Source organism: Colwellia sp. MEBiC06753, assembly GCF_053470325.1.
In genome coordinates, this window is record NZ_JBQMTM010000002.1 from 110,845 (window position 1) to 128,437 (window position 17,593).

The window sequence follows — 17,593 nt, forward strand, 5'->3', positions numbered from 1 at the left end:
AAATAACATTCATAGGATTAAATATGACAATTACTGGAAAAAGTTTAATAGCAGGAAAGTGGCAGGCAGCCGGTAACGCAACTTTTAATGCTTTTGCTGCTGAAACAGGTCAGCCTTTATCGCAGTTATTTATTGATGCAACCAGCCAAGAAGTGGACTCGGCAATTGCTCAAGCTAACGATGCTTTTCATAGTTATAGTGCGCTAAGTGCAGTGCAAAGAGCTGAGTTTTTAGAAACAATAGGGCAGGAAATTTTGGCGTTAGGCGACGAATTGATAAAAACCGCTTGCCAAGAAACCGGGTTACCTCAGCCGCGATTAGAAGGTGAACGTGGCCGCACTATTAATCAATTAACCATGTTTGCTGAAATTTTACGAAACGGTGAATATCAGGCGATTATTGAGCACGCGCAACCGCAAAGACAGCCATTACCAAAGCCCGATACACGATTGGGGTATTTACCCTTGGGTGTAGTAGCAGTATTTGGCGCAAGTAATTTTCCTTTAGCGTTTTCAACTGCTGGCGGCGATACTGCATCGGCGTTAGCGGCAGGCTGCCCTGTGGTGATGAAAGCTCATACGGCGCACCCCGCAACTTCTGAGCTAGTGGCGCAAGCGATTTTAACTGCCATTGATAAATGCCAGCTAAGCGCGGGAGTATTCTCGCTTATCCAAGGAGAAAATCACGCGATATCAAGTCAAATTGTCACTCATCCATTAATTAAAGCCGTCGGCTTTACTGGCTCTGAGCGTGTGGGCATGATTTTACAGCAGCAAATTAATCAGCGACCTGAGCCCATCCCGTTTTATGGCGAGCTTGGTAGCGTAAACCCACAATTTATCTTGCCAAATAAAGTTGCTGAAGCCCCCGCGGCGATTGCTGAGGCTTTAGTTGCTTCGATGATGATGGGCGTTGGCCAGTTTTGCACCAGCCCTGGCATTTGGGCAGTATTGGCTGATGAGAATTATGCTGCATTTGAACACGCTGCAAAAGCGTTAATTGTTGATCAAATGCCAGGCGCTTTGCTAACACCTGCAATTGCTGACAGCTATCAAAATAGTGTTGCTAAGTGGCAAACCTTGTCTGGAGTCGACTGCATCGCCACTGGCGATCATTTGCCGGAAACTCCAAAGCATTTCGCTACGCCAATGCTTTTTACCACCACTTTGGCTGGTTTTGCTGAACACAATGATTTACAGCAAGAAGTTTTTGGCCCTTGTGCGTTAATCGTCAAATGTGCTGATATCGAACAAATGTTGCAACTAACTACCCTACTTAAAGGCAACCTGACCGCCAGTATTCATGCAAGTGAGCAAGATTTGCCCCAGACAGCAACAATTGCGCAACAGCTGGTGCATAAGGTTGGCCGATTGATATACAACCAGATGCCAACGGGGGTTGAAGTCTGTCATTCCATGAACCATGGTGGGCCTTTCCCTGCGTCAACTAATATTCGCTCGACATCTGTTGGCGGTGAGGCAATTAAGCGATTTCAGCGGCCAATATGTTATCAAAATATGCCACTGGAATTGTTGCCAGAGTTATTAAAAGGTTAGGAAATATTGGTTTTAAAATAATGGTTTTATTTGTGTAATCCCTTCCTATTTTTACACAGGGCATTTATTTTATCATTTATGCCCTTTTTTCGTTTTTTAGTTTTTTGTCTGATGCACTTTGCATTTTGAATACAATTCTTATAATGTTCGCAGTCCAACACAGGGAACATTATTCATGGCAATTGTATATAAAACTAGAACTCAATTAGTGGTAGAGACCTTAAGGGAAAAAATTCTTAGTGGCGAAATTACCGCTGGCCAACCATTAAGACAAGCCGCGTTAGCTGAAGAGTTAAATGTTAGCCGTATTCCTGTTCGTGAGGCATTATTGCAGTTGGAAGCTGAAGGCTTAGTTGCTTTTGAACCACACAAGGGCGCGACAGCGACCGAACTTAATGTTGAGCAAGTTGACGAGTTGTTTGAATTACGAGCAATGCTTGAAGCCGATTTATTAGCAGCATCAATTCCAAATTTAACCGACGAAGCGTTGGAGCAAGCGACGGTGTTACTGCAAAAACTAGATAATGCGCTAGGAAAAGAAAATGCAGCAAATACCTGGAGTGAGCTGAATTCTGACTATCACAATTGTTTATATTCGGCGGCTAATCGCCCGCAAACTCAAGATTTAGTGAATACCTTAAATAAGAATGCCGATCGGTATATTCGTATGCATTTATTGTGGGCGGGTGGCATGTCTAAAGCAGAATCGGAACATAATAATATTTTAGCGTATTGCAAAGCTAAAAATGTTGAAAAAGCCGTAGCGCTGCTTACCCAACATATTCTTGGCTCTCGCGATGAGATCAAAGAGTTCTTGTTACAAAGAGAAAGCGCAAAAGCTTAATTATTCTTATTTTTCAATCAGATAGTTGTTAATGGTGCAGGGCGGCGCTGTTAACAATTATTGACATTTTTTCACCAAATCTATACTATCCCCTCCCTTTATTGTTCCGTCACGAGCCCTGAATTCATTGGTTTGAACACCAATTATCCTTCACTTTTCACGGCAGTGGATGTTTGCTGGCTAACCTTTACTAGTACAGCATCAATTAAATTAACTAACATTCTTAAAAATACGCGAGAAAAAAATGTTTGAAATTCATGCGAGTAAGGTTACTAGCCTGAAAAATGATGTGCTATCTGGATTAACCGTAGCGCTTGCTTTAGTGCCAGAAGCCGTAGCTTTTGCATTTGTTGCAGGGGTTGAGCCATTAGTCGGACTTTATGCTGCATTTATGGTTGGCTTAATTACCGCCATTTTTGGTGGTAGACCGGGCATGATTTCCGGCGCAACAGGGGCGATGGCCGTTGTTATGGTGTCGCTTGTGGCTATTCATGGTGTGGAATACCTGTTTGCCACCGTTGTGCTTACTGGTGTCCTACAAATTTTGGCTGGTATATTTAAACTCGGGAAGTTTATTCGTTTAGTACCGCATCCGGTTATGCTCGGCTTTGTAAACGGTTTAGCGATTGTGATCTTTTTAGCACAACTCGGCCAGTTTAAAGTTGCCAATGCTGAAGGTGTTTTTGTTTGGATGCAGGGCAATCAGTTATTCACTATGGCTGGGTTAATTGTGTTAACCATGGCGATTATTCACTTCTTACCTAAGTTGACTAAAGCGGTACCGTCTTCATTAGTGGCAATTGTCGTTGTTACTTTATTAGTGCAAAGCTTAGATTTAGATGCTCGCACTGTGGTTGATTATGTGCGTGATATGACTAATGATCCTGCGGCAACTATTGCTGGTGGCTTACCGCAATTTGCAATTCCAAACGTGCCTTTTACTTTTGAAACCTTAAAAATTATTTTCCCATTTGCCCTTGTTTTAGCCGCCATTGGTTTAATTGAATCGCTGTTAACGCTAACGTTAATTGATGAGTTAACGGGCACTCGTGGTCGAGGTAATAAAGAGTGTATTGCCCAAGGTGCGTCAAATACAGTGAATGGCTTTTTTGGTGGTATGGGTGGCTGTGCCATGATTGGCCAATCAATGATTAACGTTAACTCTGGTGGCCGAGGTCGAGCGTCTGGCATAACCGCAGCATTAGGTTTATTGGGAATTATATTATTTGCCTCTAGCTTGATTGAACAGATCCCGCTTGCTGCATTGGTTGGTGTGATGTTTATCGTTGTAATTGGTACATTTGAGTGGTCAAGCTTTCGTATTATGAGGAAAGTGCCTAAGGCAGATGCTTTTGTCATAGTGTTGGTGTCAGGTGTAACGGTAGCTACCGATTTAGCGGTTGCGGTAATCGTTGGTGTTATCGTATCGGCACTGGTATTTGCTTGGGAGCATGCTAAACATGTGACGGTAAAACGCTCGACAAATGATCAAGGTTCTACGGTATATGAAGTACATGGACCACTGTTTTTTGGCTCGGTAAGTAGCTTTTTAGAGCAGTTTAATATCGACCAAGATAGCAACGATGTCATTGTTGAATTTAAATACTCACGCGTTGCCGATCATTCTGCCATTGAAGCAATTGATACCTTGGCAGAGCGCTATATTAGTCAGGGCAAAACCATACATTTAGTGCATTTAAGTCAAGAATGTAAGCTATTGCTTGAAAAGGCCGGTGATTTAGTTGAAGTGAATGTTATTGAAGACCCTAACTATCACATTGCCAGTGACAAATTAGCCTAACGTTACTGAATACTAACAGCGAGCTATACTTAAAATAGTTCGCTTTTTTTTGCGGTTAGGTTAACTTATGCTGCTTAACCGCTTGTTGAAGCTAGATTAAGCTTTAACTAATGATCGTTTGACGAATTAAAAATAGATGCAATTAGAGTTTTTTGATGTTCCTAGTCCCTGTATTGGTGTTTGCCAATCAGATGAGAAAGGCCTTTGCAAAGGTTGCTTTCGTACGCGTGAAGAACGTCAAACTTGGATTAATTTAACTTCAGACGACAAGCAAAAAGTGATCAAAAAATGTCAGCAGCGCAAGAAGCGCAAATCTGCCGTTAAGCAAGTCAAAGAAGAGGCTACTGAAATTACTGTAGTGCAACCGTCTTTACTTGATCCTCCCACCAAATCCAAATTAGTAACCTCTGATGATATGGACTTTGGTGACTTTGAACTTTAGCCGTTTGTTTTAGTTTTTATTTTAGATGTGTAGTTTAAACGAGTAGGGCCAACATGATGTTGGCTTTTTTGTTACCAACGTCAGTTGTTTATGGCTCGCAATTTATAAGTTATTAACTAGTATTAGATAGAGCGTGTTAATCTTGGCTGTACGGTTTTTACTCGTTGTTACACCGCATTTATTTGGAATAACTAAATCTTACTTGGTGTACCTAAATTAAAAGCCATTAAATTAGAACAAAACTCATACCACAAAGGTCAACACGCTTTTGTTTGCAGTATTGAGTAGCGTATGACTAATAAAGAACAACGACTTCAACGTTTAGAACAGATATTTCAAACCTTTGTAAAGCTTGATAGCTTCTACCCTAAAGCACAGTCATTAAATGACTATATTGGTTATGTGCATAAGCTATTGGCTAAATTAATGCCTGCGAAAAACTTTTATTTAGCCAGCTTTAATAGCCAAGAAAAGACCATTCAGTACCTTTACAACGTAGACGAAAAGGATGAACCCCTGCCACCAGAGCGAAAATTTACTTTAGCCACACCAGAGCAGTCTCCTACTGCATGGGTGATTGGCAATCGTAAAATGCTGATACTTGACGGTGAAAAAGCACCTTTACTTACATTTACTGGTGATTATTGGGGGGAAGGAACTAAGTCTGAGCATTGGGTTGGCGTGCCGTTAATTGCGCGCACAGGCACATGTATCGGCGCTATTGTTATTCAAAGTTATGACAAGGCAATTAGCTATACCGAAGAAGATATTGCCATTTTTAAATTATTTGCTTCGATCATTGCTTCGGCACTGGAAAAGCATCGAATAGAGAGTGCCGTGCAAGCAGAGTTAGATGATACGCACCTAGCACTTTCTCAGGAGCTGATTGAACGTAAACACGCGGCAAAGCTACAAAATGCTTTGTACCAAATTGCCAGCTTAACGGCTAAATCACCACCGCTTGATGAGTTCTTTCAAGCGGTACACCAAATAATTGATCAGCTAATTTATTCAAAAAATTTCTATATCGCTTTGCTTGATGAAGACAAACAGGAATTAACATTAGGCTATTTTGTTGATGAAATTGATAATGAAATTAAGCAAGGGATGATTATTCCAGTTGGCGAAGGGTTAAGTTCATATGTTATTAGAACTCGTGAACCTCAGTTATTAACCCCTGTTAAAGTCAATGATTTGGTGCAAACTAAGGAAATAGGAGCGCTTCGGGGCTCGCAAAATTATACCTGTTGGTTAGGGGTTCCGATGATTTCGTCGAATATTTTGCACGGGGTGATGGTGGTGCAAAGTTATGATGAAAAAATAATTTTTACCCAGCAAGATGTCGAGTTAATGCATTATATTGCCAGTCACGTTGCTAACGCTATTGAGGCAACCCTTAATGAGCAACAACGTAAAGAGGCGCAGCTTAAACTTGCTAAACAACACCGAGTGTTGGAAGAAAGTCATCGTGAACTGCAATCAACATTGGCCAAACTGAAATCCACGCAACAGCAGCTAGTTCAACAAGAAAAGATGGCATCGCTTGGTGGTTTAGTTGCCGGAATCGCCCATGAAATCAATACTCCATTAGGCATTTGTGTAACGGGAATTAGCCATTTACACGAAGAAACAAAGTACCTTGAGCGTTCCATTGCCGATGGCAGTCTGACCGAGGATGGTCTAATGGATTATTTAAAGGAAGTGACTGAAGCCAGTAAAATTCTTGATAATAATATTCAACGAGCAGCTGATTTAGTAAAAAGCTTTAAGCAAGTGGCGGTTGACCAATCTAGTAATAGCGTAAGGCAAATTAAACTGAAGCAATATATAGATGAAATTCTGCTGAGTTTACGACCAACGTTAAAACGAATTAAACATCAAATTAAAGTTTCGTGTGATGAAAATATTCAAATAACAACTGATGCCGGGGCAATTTCGCAAATTATCTCTAATTTGATCATGAACTCAATCAAGCACGGTTTTGATGGCATTGAACCGGGCAATATTGCGATTTTTGTTGAACAGAAAAATGACTTTACCATTGTTCGCTACGCCGATGATGGTAATGGTATTTCGGAAGAAGCGATGGCTAAATTATTCGACCCATTTTTTACCACTAAACGTGGCGATGGCGGCAGTGGCTTGGGTACTCATTTAGTCTATAACCTTGTGACATCAGCGTTAAAAGGGCGGATAGAAGCAAAAAGTGAGATAGGAAAGGGCTTAGCGTACTTCATTAAGTTCCCGTCACAACTTGAAAGCTGATATAGAGTACATACAGATATAAGCTTTAGCTGAATAAGCCTTAACTTAACCTGCCAAGTTGTATTTTTAGAGCTTAATCAAATCTGTCGTAGGTTAACGGCTTAGTGGCAATAACTGACATTTCCTAACACTTAACAACTTTCTGCGTCATTGCGGCGAAGGCCGCAATCTCCTCGATTTGAAGAGTTGCTATAACTGAAGGTTTTTAAGGCTCTTCACAATTGCTGGAGATCCCGTGTAAAAAAAACACGGGATGACGATAGTTATTTTTATTTTGACTGAATGCGTAAAATTCACACATAACCGTTGGTTAGATAATATTTAAAGCCCTCAACGTAAACTGTCAGATTAACTAAGAGCCATTCCACCGCTGCTTTGCGTTTATTAACTCAACACCGGTTGATTTAGCTCTGATTGACTTAGCTCTGATTGACTCAGCACAGCTAAGGCTAAACTATTTTAATAAATATAAACTGGTGGTTTGTCGCTGCTATCCATCTTGATAAAGCTCATTTATTTCTACCGCCTGATCAATAACCCTAAGCATTGCGTCAACAACCTTAGGATCAAGGTGGTTTCCTGATGCTTGTTTAAGAAAATCGACAACTTGTTCTAGCGGCCACGGATCTTTATAGCAACGCTTGTGGGTTAACGCGTCAAAAACATCGGCCACCGCAACAATACGGGCAAAAATATGAATATCTTCACCTTTGCGACCATCAGGATAACCACTTCCGTCATATTTTTCATGATGCTGCTGTGAAATAATTGCCGCAGAACTTAATATGGGGCGGCTTGAACCGCGTAAAATTTCATAACCAATATTGGGATGTGCTTTCATCACCTGCCATTCATCTTCGGTAAGTTTACCGGGTTTTAATAGCACACTATCTGGGGTAGCAATTTTGCCAATATCATGCATGGGTGCTGCTTGTTTAAGTAGCTCAGCTTCTTCTTCAAGTAGACCAATTTCTTTGGCTAAAATGTAACTGACCTCAGACATGCGGCGGATATGATTGCCAGCTTCTTTTGAGCGAGACTCTACCGCATCACCTAACCGATAAATGAGCTCTTCTTGGGTTTCAATGATTTCTCTATTAAGTAGCAAATTATCAAATGCTAGGCTGACATTACCGGAAAATATTTCTAATAATTTGCTGTCTATCTCATTTAGGCTTTTAATGCCTTTTAAATACAATAAACTGACTTTATCACTTTGACTGGGAAAATAGCCCACTAAAACATCGTCCTGATAAATACTGCGTTTAGCTTCAAGCGCTTGGTTTAAATAACGCTTAACTTCCTCATCAACCACGACGTTTTCCCCAGCGTTGATATGAGCCAAAACTTCATAATCATTCTCTGAGAATACAGCACTTAAGCCTTTAAGCTGAACCAAGAGACTTTCATCATTAATTTTCAGTAGCGATACAACTTGTTGTAATAAACCACTAAAAAACGGTTGTAATGTTCTTTTTTCAAGTACTTGTGAAGTTGAATCAATAACGCGCTCTAAACCTGAGCGGTAAATTTCCTGATATTTTCGTGCCTCTTCAACATTGATAATGTCGCGGTAAGCGCGCAAAGCAGCAAATACCGTTGTGAATAGTTTTTTTCGATCAAGTTCGGTTTTTTCTTTGTAGTCATTGATGTCGTAATCGACAATAACTTGCTCTTCTGGGGCTTGTCCGGGCTGGCCAGTTCTTAATACAATGCGAGTAAAATGGTTGTTTTTTTCTTGTCTTAGCCACTTTGCTAAAGTGAGCCCGGCTTCATCGGTTTCCATTACCACATCTAAAAAAACTAAGGCGATATCCGATTCTTGTTCAAAAAGATTTTTACCTTCTTCTGCTGAATAGGCATCAATAAATTCGAGGTTTCTTCCATCCAAAGTAAAACGCTTTAATGCCATTTTTGTGACGACATGAACGTCTTCTTCATCATCAACAATGGCTATTTTCCATGGTGGTAGAGTATTTTTTTGATCTTTATTTAGAAATGACAGAGGCATAGTAAAAACACACAAGAAACCATATTAAAGGTATAGCTAAAACTTGATGAATTTCAAAGAAATCTGCATGTTTACTTTAGTTTGTTAATGTGAATTTTATTGAGCAATAATGTTTAGGTTTACCGTGAGTTAGCTAACTGTTATCGCTCAATTGGCGTTAATTCACGCGAACTTTTCTAAATAAATCTTGGTAATTTAGGAGGGAGTAGTAAAATACGAACAGTGAAAGACTAGTCAATAAAAGCTGCTAAAAAGAGAACGTGATGATGAGTTAAAGGGCTAACTCAATCACCATTTCACGAAGTTCTTCTTTTGATATGGCATTATCGTGATTTGTGTCGAAACGTTTGAAGATGGTTTCGCACATACGAAGCCCTTTGTCTTGTAATAAACAATCGATTAATTCAACAAACTCGCTACGATTAATCATACCGTCTTTGTCTTCATCAAATACTTCAAATAATTCGTCTACCCATTGGTTAATTTCCATAACGCTACCTCAATGTTGGCTATAGTAGATAACCTGACTTTATCTTGTCTTGCTCGATAATGGAATGATTTATTTTAATAATATTAATGGTCATAGCAGTTGAATGCTATGCTGATAACAATGGGGTTGTTGGCAATTAACCTTGCTTTGATGCATTCATTATCATATTAGCCAATACTTAGTTGATCACTATCAAGGTATTGTTAATTGGGAAATTTATGATTTGCACCACCACAGCTATTTTATTTATAGTGTGTGGATAGTTACACCATATTAAGGAAGGGTAGACATGAACAATATTCTTGTTATTGCAGATTTTAATGAAGAGCAAACCATTGCCATTGAACGCGCTATTGAGTGTGGAAAAATTTATAATACTGCAATGCATATTGTTTATTTTTGCTACGAAAATTTACGTCATGTCGCCGGCGATAAAGCGCAAATAAAAGAAAAAATAATGGCGTCATTAACCGCTACCGCCAATGCGCAATTAGCAGCGATAAATTTTGAAGGTGTGGAAGTGACGTTTGATGTCGTTTGGGAAAAACATATACCCCAATGGACACAACGCTATGTTCATGAAAAGCAACCTAAATTAGTGATTAAAACCGGCCATCGTAGTGAAACCTTGTTTTATACGCCGACCGACTGGCAATTATTACGCGAATGCGATGCGCCATTAATGATTGCTTCTGAAACTAAATGGCGTAAAGCCCCGAATATCCTTGCGGCAATTGATTTAGAGACAACAAACCCAAGTAAGCAGGCACTAAACAGTAAAATTTTGAAGCAAGCGAAAGCGCTGGCAGACGCAAGATCTGCTGAGCTTTATGTCTGCTATACCATTCCATTCTCGACACTATTAAGAGATTTAGGTATTCAATATATTGATGAATTAGAGCTTCAGGCTAATCGAGTATTAGAAAAACAAATTACCGAGCTTGCGATTACTTTCGATATTCCGGCTAGTCACTTTATTTTAAAAGCTGGCCAACCTGAAAAAGTCATCCCAAGTACTGCGGCGAATGTGAAAGCAGGTGTCGTGGTGTTAGGTACCGTTGCACGTAAAGGCATTGCTGGTCGAGTGATGGGAAACACAGCTGAGAAAGTGTTGAAGCTATTGAAGTCAGATGTTATTGCTATTAAACCAGATAGCTAGGGCGTGTTGACCTTTCAAGTTTGTTTTTGCAGCAGTTTGTTGGAAATTTATATAAGGCAGCACTTTTAATGTGTGGTTATTCCACATGATAAAGTGCTAACACAGTAAAAATGACAACAAACGCTGCCTGAAAGGTTTCGGCTAAAAGCGTTTTATTCTTTTTGTTAAAAAAAAGGTTGTGAGTAGGTTTGCTTAGGTGACTAGGCATCACACCTCACGCCGCGATTAAACCGCGTTTATCTCGAATAAAAATTGAACAACAAAGCTCAACGCGCCCTAATAATTATTATTTTTCAACTGTTTAAAACCTCCCAATTTGGTTGGTATAGTTTCAATACCAGCCGAATAAATGCCTTGCACAAAAAATAACCATTCGTTATAAATAACCTTGATAATAAAAATAATTTATATGGATAGTCGGGGTGAATGTATGGGGTTGATGAAGCATGAGGCGCATAAAAAAAGTAAAAAGTTGGTAACTTTCATTATTGGCTGCTTATTGGCGTACAGCTATTTAGGCATGATGGATATAGGCATACATGCCGAAGTACCAAGCTCTTTTCATGGTTATCCCGACTTTATTGTCAATTATTACCATAGTGTTGTTATTGGCATTTTTGCAATTATCGTCGCATCGTTGCTGGTGATGTTCATGCCGAAATTATGTCGAGTACAAGTGAGCGATCATATCGCTTGGTTGATTTTACCGAGTTGTATTTTATTGACATTTGCTATTGCGGTTAATCATATTTTACTGATGCCACTCATCAGTGCCGAAATCCCCGCCTTGCTGGTTATTTGGTTGGGCTATTTTGTTGAAAAGCGAGATATGTTTTTACCTGAACGCTTAAAGGTTTGGTAAAAGCCATTTTTTGGTGCTCTCGCGGCCTTAATTAACGGTTGTCTTTGTCTTTAAAAACTTGAGTTACTTTGTGCTAGATCATTGGTTTACCACAAATATTCATCTAACCTAAAAGCAGTTCTAGCAAATAGGCGTTCTGACAATTAGGCAAAAAGTTATGGCAAAGGGAATTAAATGGCTTGTTGTTGTGGCAATAATAGCAAGTGTAATTTGGTGGCTGAATCGAGACTCATCCATTAACGTTAGCTGGCAGCATCCGGAAATTGCCGATGTTGCGACCATCGTTGCCAATACCCGTTCAGGCACTGTTGAAGCCTGCCAACGCTCCAAGATGTCGTTTGCTATTGGCGGGCAAATAGAGTCTATTTACGTTAAAGAAGGGCAGATGGTTGAGCAAGGGCAACGCCTAATGATGTTGTGGCAACAAGATCGCCAAGCAAAAGTTATTGAAGCACAAGCCTTAATCAATGCACGAACACAACATCAGCAAAGTATTTGCGTTACCGCCGCCAATGATAAAAAAATAGTTAAACGCCATCAGCAGCTACTTCAGCAAAAACTGACTTCACAAGAAATTTTAGATAATACTACTGCAGCGGCTGAGGCATCTGCAGCAGCTTGTTTATCAGCGCAATCGGAAGTTGATGTGGCTAAAGCTCTGCTGCAAGTGGCTGAAGCAAGTTTGGCACAAACGGAGCTTTATGCGCCTTTTGCCGGTATGGTTGCTGAAATAACTGGCGAGCTTGGCGAATATGCCACACCGTCACCTCCTGGGATCCCGATGCCGCCAGCAATTGATATTTTAACCCATGATTGCCATTACGTAACCGCGCCTATAGATGAAGTTGATGCAGGACAGCTAACTTTAGGTATGCCAGTGACTATTGAAATAGATGCATTTAAACAGCACCCGTTTAATGGAAAAATTCGTCGAATTTCACCTTACGTGCAAGATTATGCCAAACAAGCACGAACGGTTGATGTTGACGTGGAATTTATCGATGAAGTTGATAACCATGAGCCCCCATTATTAACCGGCTATAGCGCTGATATTGCCATTACGGTTGCTAAAGCGGATAAAGTGCTGCGCCTGCCCAGTGAATTAGTGCTGGATAACCGCTTCGTTTATATTGTTGATGACAATAATGTTGTTAGAAAACAAGATGTTGAAGTAGGTCTTACTAACTGGCAATACAGTGAAATCACCCAAGGACTCAAAGCTTCAGATAGGGTTATTACATCACTTACTGTTACTGGACTTGCAGAAGGTCAGCAGGCTAATGCAGTGCAAGTTAAAGCCGAGTAGTTGAAACATGACGATTCCGCTCATTCAGCTGCAGCAAGTCAATAAAAGCTATTTGCTTGGAGAGCGGCCACTACAGGTACTTAAAAATATTTCGCTTAATATTAATCAAGGCGAATATATTTCAATTATGGGACCGTCGGGCTCAGGTAAATCAACCTTACTAAATATGATAGGTTTACTTGATCGGCCAGATTGCGGGCAGCTAACGATTGATCAATGTGAAACCAGCGAATTGCCAGAAGAGCAACGAGCGGTAATCCGTCGCAATAGTATTGGTTTTATTTTTCAAAATTTTCAATTAATACCTAGATTAACCGCCGAAGAAAATGCTGCGCTGCCTATGATGCTGGCGGGAGTTAAATTAAAAGAACGTAAAGCTAGAGTTGCTCAGCTTTTTGAACAACTGGGTATTGCTGAGCGTTTGCACCATTTACCGAAGCAGCTATCTGGCGGCCAATTGCAGCGAGTTGCCATTGCTAGAGCCATGGTTATGTCACCTAAAATTTTATTGGCTGATGAACCTACGGGAAATTTAGACCAAAAGTCAGGTTCCGATGTTATTGAGGTCTTGGAATCGCTCAATAATACCGGCATTACGCTGTTAGTGGTGACGCATGATCAGGCATTAGGGCAGCGTGCTCAGCGGCAACTTACTATGGTTGATGGTGAAATCACCGGAGATCACAGCCGTGATTAGATGGCAAGACAGGTGGCGATTTTCGTTACAAGTGCTAATGTTAAATCCTGCTCGTACCGCAATATTATTGCTGGTGATTGCTATTGGTGTTTGCTCGGTATTATTGCTGACCAGTATTGGCGAAGGAGCAAGGCAATATATCAATCGAGAATTTAGTAATATCGGCTCTGATTTACTGATTATTTTACCGGGAAAAAAACAAACTTCTGGCGGTTCGCTACCCTTTTATAGCACAACCCCTAGAGAGCTGACTTGGCAAGATGCAAAAGCAATTAAGCAGCTACCCAATGTTAAATATGTTGCGCCAATTAATGCCGGCACGGCGCTAATTAGTGCCGGAAGTCTTAGCCGAGAAGTGATTACTATTGGCTCAACGGCTGATTTTTTAAAAGTGCGCAAATTAACCTTATCTCATGGCCGTGGTTTTAATTTTGACAATGAACAGCGAGCGCGCCATGAAGCTATTTTAGGGGCTAAATTAAAACGCAGTTTATTTGGTGATGAACATGTTGTTGGCCAGTGGCTAGATATTGCTGATCGCCGCTATCGAATTGTCGGGGTATTGGCAGAGCGCGGTGAATCATTGGGATTAGATATGCGTGATATGGTAATTATTCCTATTAGCTCGGCTGAATCATTATTTAATTCAACGGCGTTGTTTCGCATTGTTCTTGAACTTAAGCCGCAAGTTCAAGAACAAGCAGCAAAGCAACAACTTATTGATTTAATTAAGAGCCGCCATGAAGGGGAAGAAGACATTACGATTGTTAGTCAAAATGCCATGATGGACGCTTTTAATAATATTACCACCATAGTGACCGCCGCCATTGGCGTTATTGCTGGCATTAGTTTGTTAGTCGCTGGCTTTTTAATTATGAATGTTAGTTATATTTCTGTGGTTAAACGAAAACCAGAAATAGGCCTACTCAAAGCCATTGGTGCTAGCAGACGAGAAGTGCAAGCGTTATTTCTTCAAGAGTCTAGCTTACTCACTTTACTCGGTGCTTTATTTGGCGTAATTGCCGGTTATGCATTAGTTTTTGCGATTAACTTATTTATTCCCTACTTTTCCATGGCCATACCTTGGTGGTCGACGGCTCTGGCGGTTGTATCTGCAACGGTCATAAGTATAGCTTTTACTTGGCTACCAGCACGGCAAGCGGCACAGCTTGACCCTGTTATTGCGATGCGAGGCAATTAAATGACAGTGACTGATATTGTTGTTTGGGTGCGTCGTTCCATTTCATTTCAAGGTAGGCGAGCAATATTGTCGATTACCGGCTTTGCCATTGGCATTGCCGCTGTGGTGATGATGACGGCAATTGGTGAGTCATTAAAGCAATATATTTTGAACGAATTCACTCAATTTGGCAGTAATATTATCGCGGTATCACCAGGTAAAACGGAAACCTTTGGCGTTGGTGGCTTGCTTAATACTGTGCGACCACTTTCATTAGCTGATAGTGTTGCCATTAACCAATTAAATCATGTTGCCTACACAGTGCCGGTTATTGCGGGCACCGCAAAAGTTAAAGCACAGAGTAAATTTCGCTACACAGATATCGTTGGCGTTACTTCATTAGCAGAGCAGGCCTGGCAATTATCCTTAGCTTCTGGTCAGTTTTTGCCAAGCGATGATATTAATCAGCCCCGTAATTTTGCCGTGTTAGGAAGTAAAGTTGCTGAAGCTATTTATGGTCAAACGAGTCCAATTGGCCAGTTTATTCATATCAGTGATAAACGTTTTCGCGTGGTTGGCGTGCTTAAACCTAAAGGGCAATTTGTTGGTCAAGATTTAGATGAAATGGTGTATGTACCTACCGCAATCGCTATGCAATTATTTAATCGTGAAAGCGTAATGGAAATAGATGTGTTTTATCACGCTAATGCCACCAGCAGTCAAACGGCCACAGCCATAAAACAATTGCTGGTTAAGCGCCATGGCCGGGAAGATTTTACCTTAGTGACCCAAGACGACATGTTGGCTAGCTTAGATAATATTTTGAATGTGATTAAAATAGCAGGGGCAGCGTTAGGTGTAATATCACTATTTGTTGGTGCCATTGGTATAGCGACGATTATGTCGATTAATGTCTCAGAGCGCATCAGTGAAATAGGTTTATTGCGGGCGCTCGGCTGCTCATCTAAGCAATTGATTTCGTTGTTTGTGTTAGAAGCAACCGCGATGGCGGTACTCAGTGGCATTTTAGGGTTTACCTTGTTTTTGCTGGTGATGTTTTTTACTAAATTTTTCTGGTTGGATGTTTTGCAAGGAATTAACTTATCTATCTTTTTTGCCACGTTAGTGTTTTTAGCCGTTATTGGTTTAGCTTCAGGAATTTTCCCTGCACTTAAAGCGGCGCAAGCCACCCCTATTGAAGCGCTTCGTCACGAATAATCTAAATTAAAAGCCAATAAATTCTAACAAATACTTTTAACTCAGTATTTAACTCGATATTCAACTCTGCACTTAACTCTGCATTCAACCAGTAAGTAATTGATAAAATATTTGTAATGGTTGTCTCAAGCGCTTATTTTTGACAGCATTACCCGCGCTAGTTTTTTGATTAATTTTATTTTCACTGTAATAAATTTTGAATAATTAGCACTAATAGCTTGGAACGATTATTTAAGGATATAAATAATATAATGTGGAAATCATACTTAATTAAGTTGTTTGGCATGGCTTTAGGCAAATTATTAGGCAAAGAGTTAGGCATTCTATTAGGTTTAGCCTTATTGCTTATTACACCAGCTAAAGCCGCTGAACCTTACCCGTTAATTTTTGACGACTGCCACCTTGATGGCATTCGCGAACAAGTCAAATGCGGTAAGTTAACCGTGCCAGAAAACTACCAACAACCAGAAGCAACCACCATCGAAATCAATTTTGCGGTGCTACCTGCGATAGATAGTGCGCAAAATAAATCACCACTGATGTTTTTAGCGGGTGGACCGGGGCAGGCAGCAACAGAATTAGCGCCAATGATCCGTCGAAACTTTTATGAAATTCGTAAAACCCGCGACATTATTTTGGTTGATCAGCGTGGAACTGGACAATCAAGCCCACTGCTTTGTGACAATAATGCGCTAAATATCAAAGATGTTTATCAAATGAGTTCAACAGAATTTGATGTTGACGAAATTCATCAATGTTTAAGCGAGTTTAAGCAGGAGCTAGGCCAATATAACTCAGAAAATGCCATCCGAGATTTTGATGCTGTCCGTGCAGCGCTGGGCTATGAGCAAATAAATTTATACGGGGGCTCCTACGGTACGCGCGCTGCGCTAGTGTATTTACGATTATTTCCAGAAAATCTAGCCAGTGTGGTATTAGATAGTGTCGGGCCAATTGAAGTGCCGATCGGGCCATTTGGTCAAAGTGCTGCTCGTTCGTTTAACTTGTTAGTAGAAAATTGTGCCGCTGAGCCAGCTTGCCATCAAGCCTACCCTAATTTAGCCAATGAGTTTCAGGAAGTTTATAGCGCGTTAGCTGCAAAAGCGAAAACCATAACTATTGCTCACCCAAGGTTAGGTACGCCGACTGATTTTGTTGTCGATGTTGAAAAGTTTGTCGATACCTTACGAATGCAACTTTATAGCATGCCGATGCGCACAATTGTTCCTTTAGTGATCCACCAAGCATACCTAGGTAATTATATGCCATTAGCGGGGTTAGTTGCGCAAAATGATAGTGAGCATCAGGCGGGTGGCATCTATAGCGGATTAACGTTAAATATTGTTTGTAATGAAGATTTTCCACGAATAAGCCCTTCTGCTTGGCAGCAAGATGGTGACAATAATTTCGGCCGAAAAATTAGCCATCGCGGTTGGCAATTGGCCTGCCCATTGTGGCCTAAATATCAAGTAGCTGATGAATTTTATCAGCCGGTTACCGCGAAAGTGCCAACACTTATTTTATCGGGAAATTTAGATCCAGTAACGCCACCAAGCAACGGCGAATATGCTAATAAAACCTTAGTAAATAGTCGTCATATTATTATTAAAAACGCTGCACATATTGCTGCTAGTAGCGAATGCGCGGTTGGTTTAGTGAATCAGTTTATTGACACGTTAGATTTAGCGGCATTGGATGAAACCTGCCTGACAGAATTACCCGATGAGTCATTTATGACCAGTCTAAATGGCAATATGTAAGG

14 protein-coding genes are annotated in these 17,593 nt (G+C 40.6%); 12 read left to right on the plus strand and 2 right to left on the minus strand.

All coding sequences use genetic code 11. The features are described from left to right. The first annotated feature begins 23 nt into the window (after positions 1-23). From ACOB82_RS02375 to ACOB82_RS02395, 5 genes are all read left to right on the plus strand, one after another. Positions 24-1,556, plus strand: coding sequence for an aldehyde dehydrogenase (NADP(+)) (locus ACOB82_RS02375; RefSeq protein WP_448211338.1), 1,533 nt, complete (start codon positions 24-26; stop codon positions 1,554-1,556). Positions 1,557-1,731: 175 nt separating this feature from the next. Beyond that, a complete protein-coding gene (locus ACOB82_RS02380; protein ID WP_448211339.1) occupies positions 1,732-2,400 on the plus strand; it encodes a GntR family transcriptional regulator in 669 nt (222 codons plus the stop codon). A gap of 244 nt (positions 2,401-2,644) precedes the next feature. Next, positions 2,645-4,201 carry a SulP family inorganic anion transporter gene (locus ACOB82_RS02385; protein ID WP_448211340.1) on the plus strand — a complete coding sequence of 519 codons (1,557 nt, stop codon included), beginning with the start codon at positions 2,645-2,647 and terminating at the stop codon, positions 4,199-4,201. 136 nt (positions 4,202-4,337) lie between these two features. Then, entirely contained in the window at positions 4,338-4,643 is a 306-nt protein-coding gene (locus ACOB82_RS02390; RefSeq protein ID WP_448211341.1) for a DUF1289 domain-containing protein, read from the plus strand. Positions 4,644-4,934: 291 nt separating this feature from the next. Further along, positions 4,935-6,908 (plus strand): GAF domain-containing protein, encoded by a 1,974-nt coding sequence (locus ACOB82_RS02395; RefSeq protein ID WP_448211342.1) that lies wholly within the window; start codon positions 4,935-4,937, stop codon positions 6,906-6,908. Positions 6,909-7,398: 490 nt separating this feature from the next. Here the strand turns inward: ACOB82_RS02395 and ACOB82_RS02400 are convergent, their stop codons facing one another. Beyond that, on the minus strand, positions 7,399-8,919 hold the full coding sequence (locus ACOB82_RS02400) for a DUF3369 domain-containing protein (RefSeq protein WP_448211343.1): 1,521 nt from the start codon (positions 8,917-8,919) through the stop codon (positions 7,399-7,401). 271 nt (positions 8,920-9,190) lie between these two features. After that, complete coding sequence (locus ACOB82_RS02405; protein WP_448211344.1) at positions 9,191-9,409, minus strand: EF-hand domain-containing protein; 219 nt, start codon at positions 9,407-9,409, stop codon at positions 9,191-9,193. Positions 9,410-9,698: 289 nt separating this feature from the next. Between ACOB82_RS02405 and ACOB82_RS02410 the strand changes: the two genes are divergently transcribed. From ACOB82_RS02410 to ACOB82_RS02440, 7 genes are all read left to right on the plus strand, one after another. Beyond that, positions 9,699-10,568: a universal stress protein gene (locus ACOB82_RS02410; protein WP_448211345.1), complete on the plus strand. Its 870-nt coding sequence runs from the start codon at positions 9,699-9,701 to the stop codon at positions 10,566-10,568. 409 nt (positions 10,569-10,977) lie between these two features. Then, complete coding sequence (locus ACOB82_RS02415; RefSeq protein ID WP_448211346.1) at positions 10,978-11,430, plus strand: hypothetical protein; 453 nt, start codon at positions 10,978-10,980, stop codon at positions 11,428-11,430. Between the two features lie 157 nt (positions 11,431-11,587). Continuing rightward, on the plus strand, positions 11,588-12,736 hold the full coding sequence (locus ACOB82_RS02420; protein ID WP_448211347.1) for an efflux RND transporter periplasmic adaptor subunit: 1,149 nt from the start codon (positions 11,588-11,590) through the stop codon (positions 12,734-12,736). 7 nt (positions 12,737-12,743) lie between these two features. Continuing rightward, the gene (locus tag ACOB82_RS02425) at positions 12,744-13,433 is read left to right on the plus strand and encodes an ABC transporter ATP-binding protein (protein WP_448211348.1); all 690 of its coding nucleotides are present in this window, start codon (positions 12,744-12,746) and stop codon (positions 13,431-13,433) included. Further along, positions 13,426-14,634: an ABC transporter permease gene (locus tag ACOB82_RS02430; RefSeq protein ID WP_448211349.1), complete on the plus strand. Its 1,209-nt coding sequence runs from the start codon at positions 13,426-13,428 to the stop codon at positions 14,632-14,634. The genes ACOB82_RS02425 and ACOB82_RS02430 overlap by 8 nt, the downstream gene beginning before the upstream one ends. Then, positions 14,635-15,831 (plus strand): ABC transporter permease, encoded by a 1,197-nt coding sequence (locus tag ACOB82_RS02435; RefSeq protein WP_448211350.1) that lies wholly within the window; start codon positions 14,635-14,637, stop codon positions 15,829-15,831. It begins immediately after the preceding gene. Between the two features lie 251 nt (positions 15,832-16,082). Next, complete coding sequence (locus ACOB82_RS02440) at positions 16,083-17,591, plus strand: alpha/beta fold hydrolase (RefSeq protein WP_448211351.1); 1,509 nt, start codon at positions 16,083-16,085, stop codon at positions 17,589-17,591. Positions 17,592-17,593 lie beyond the last annotated feature (2 nt).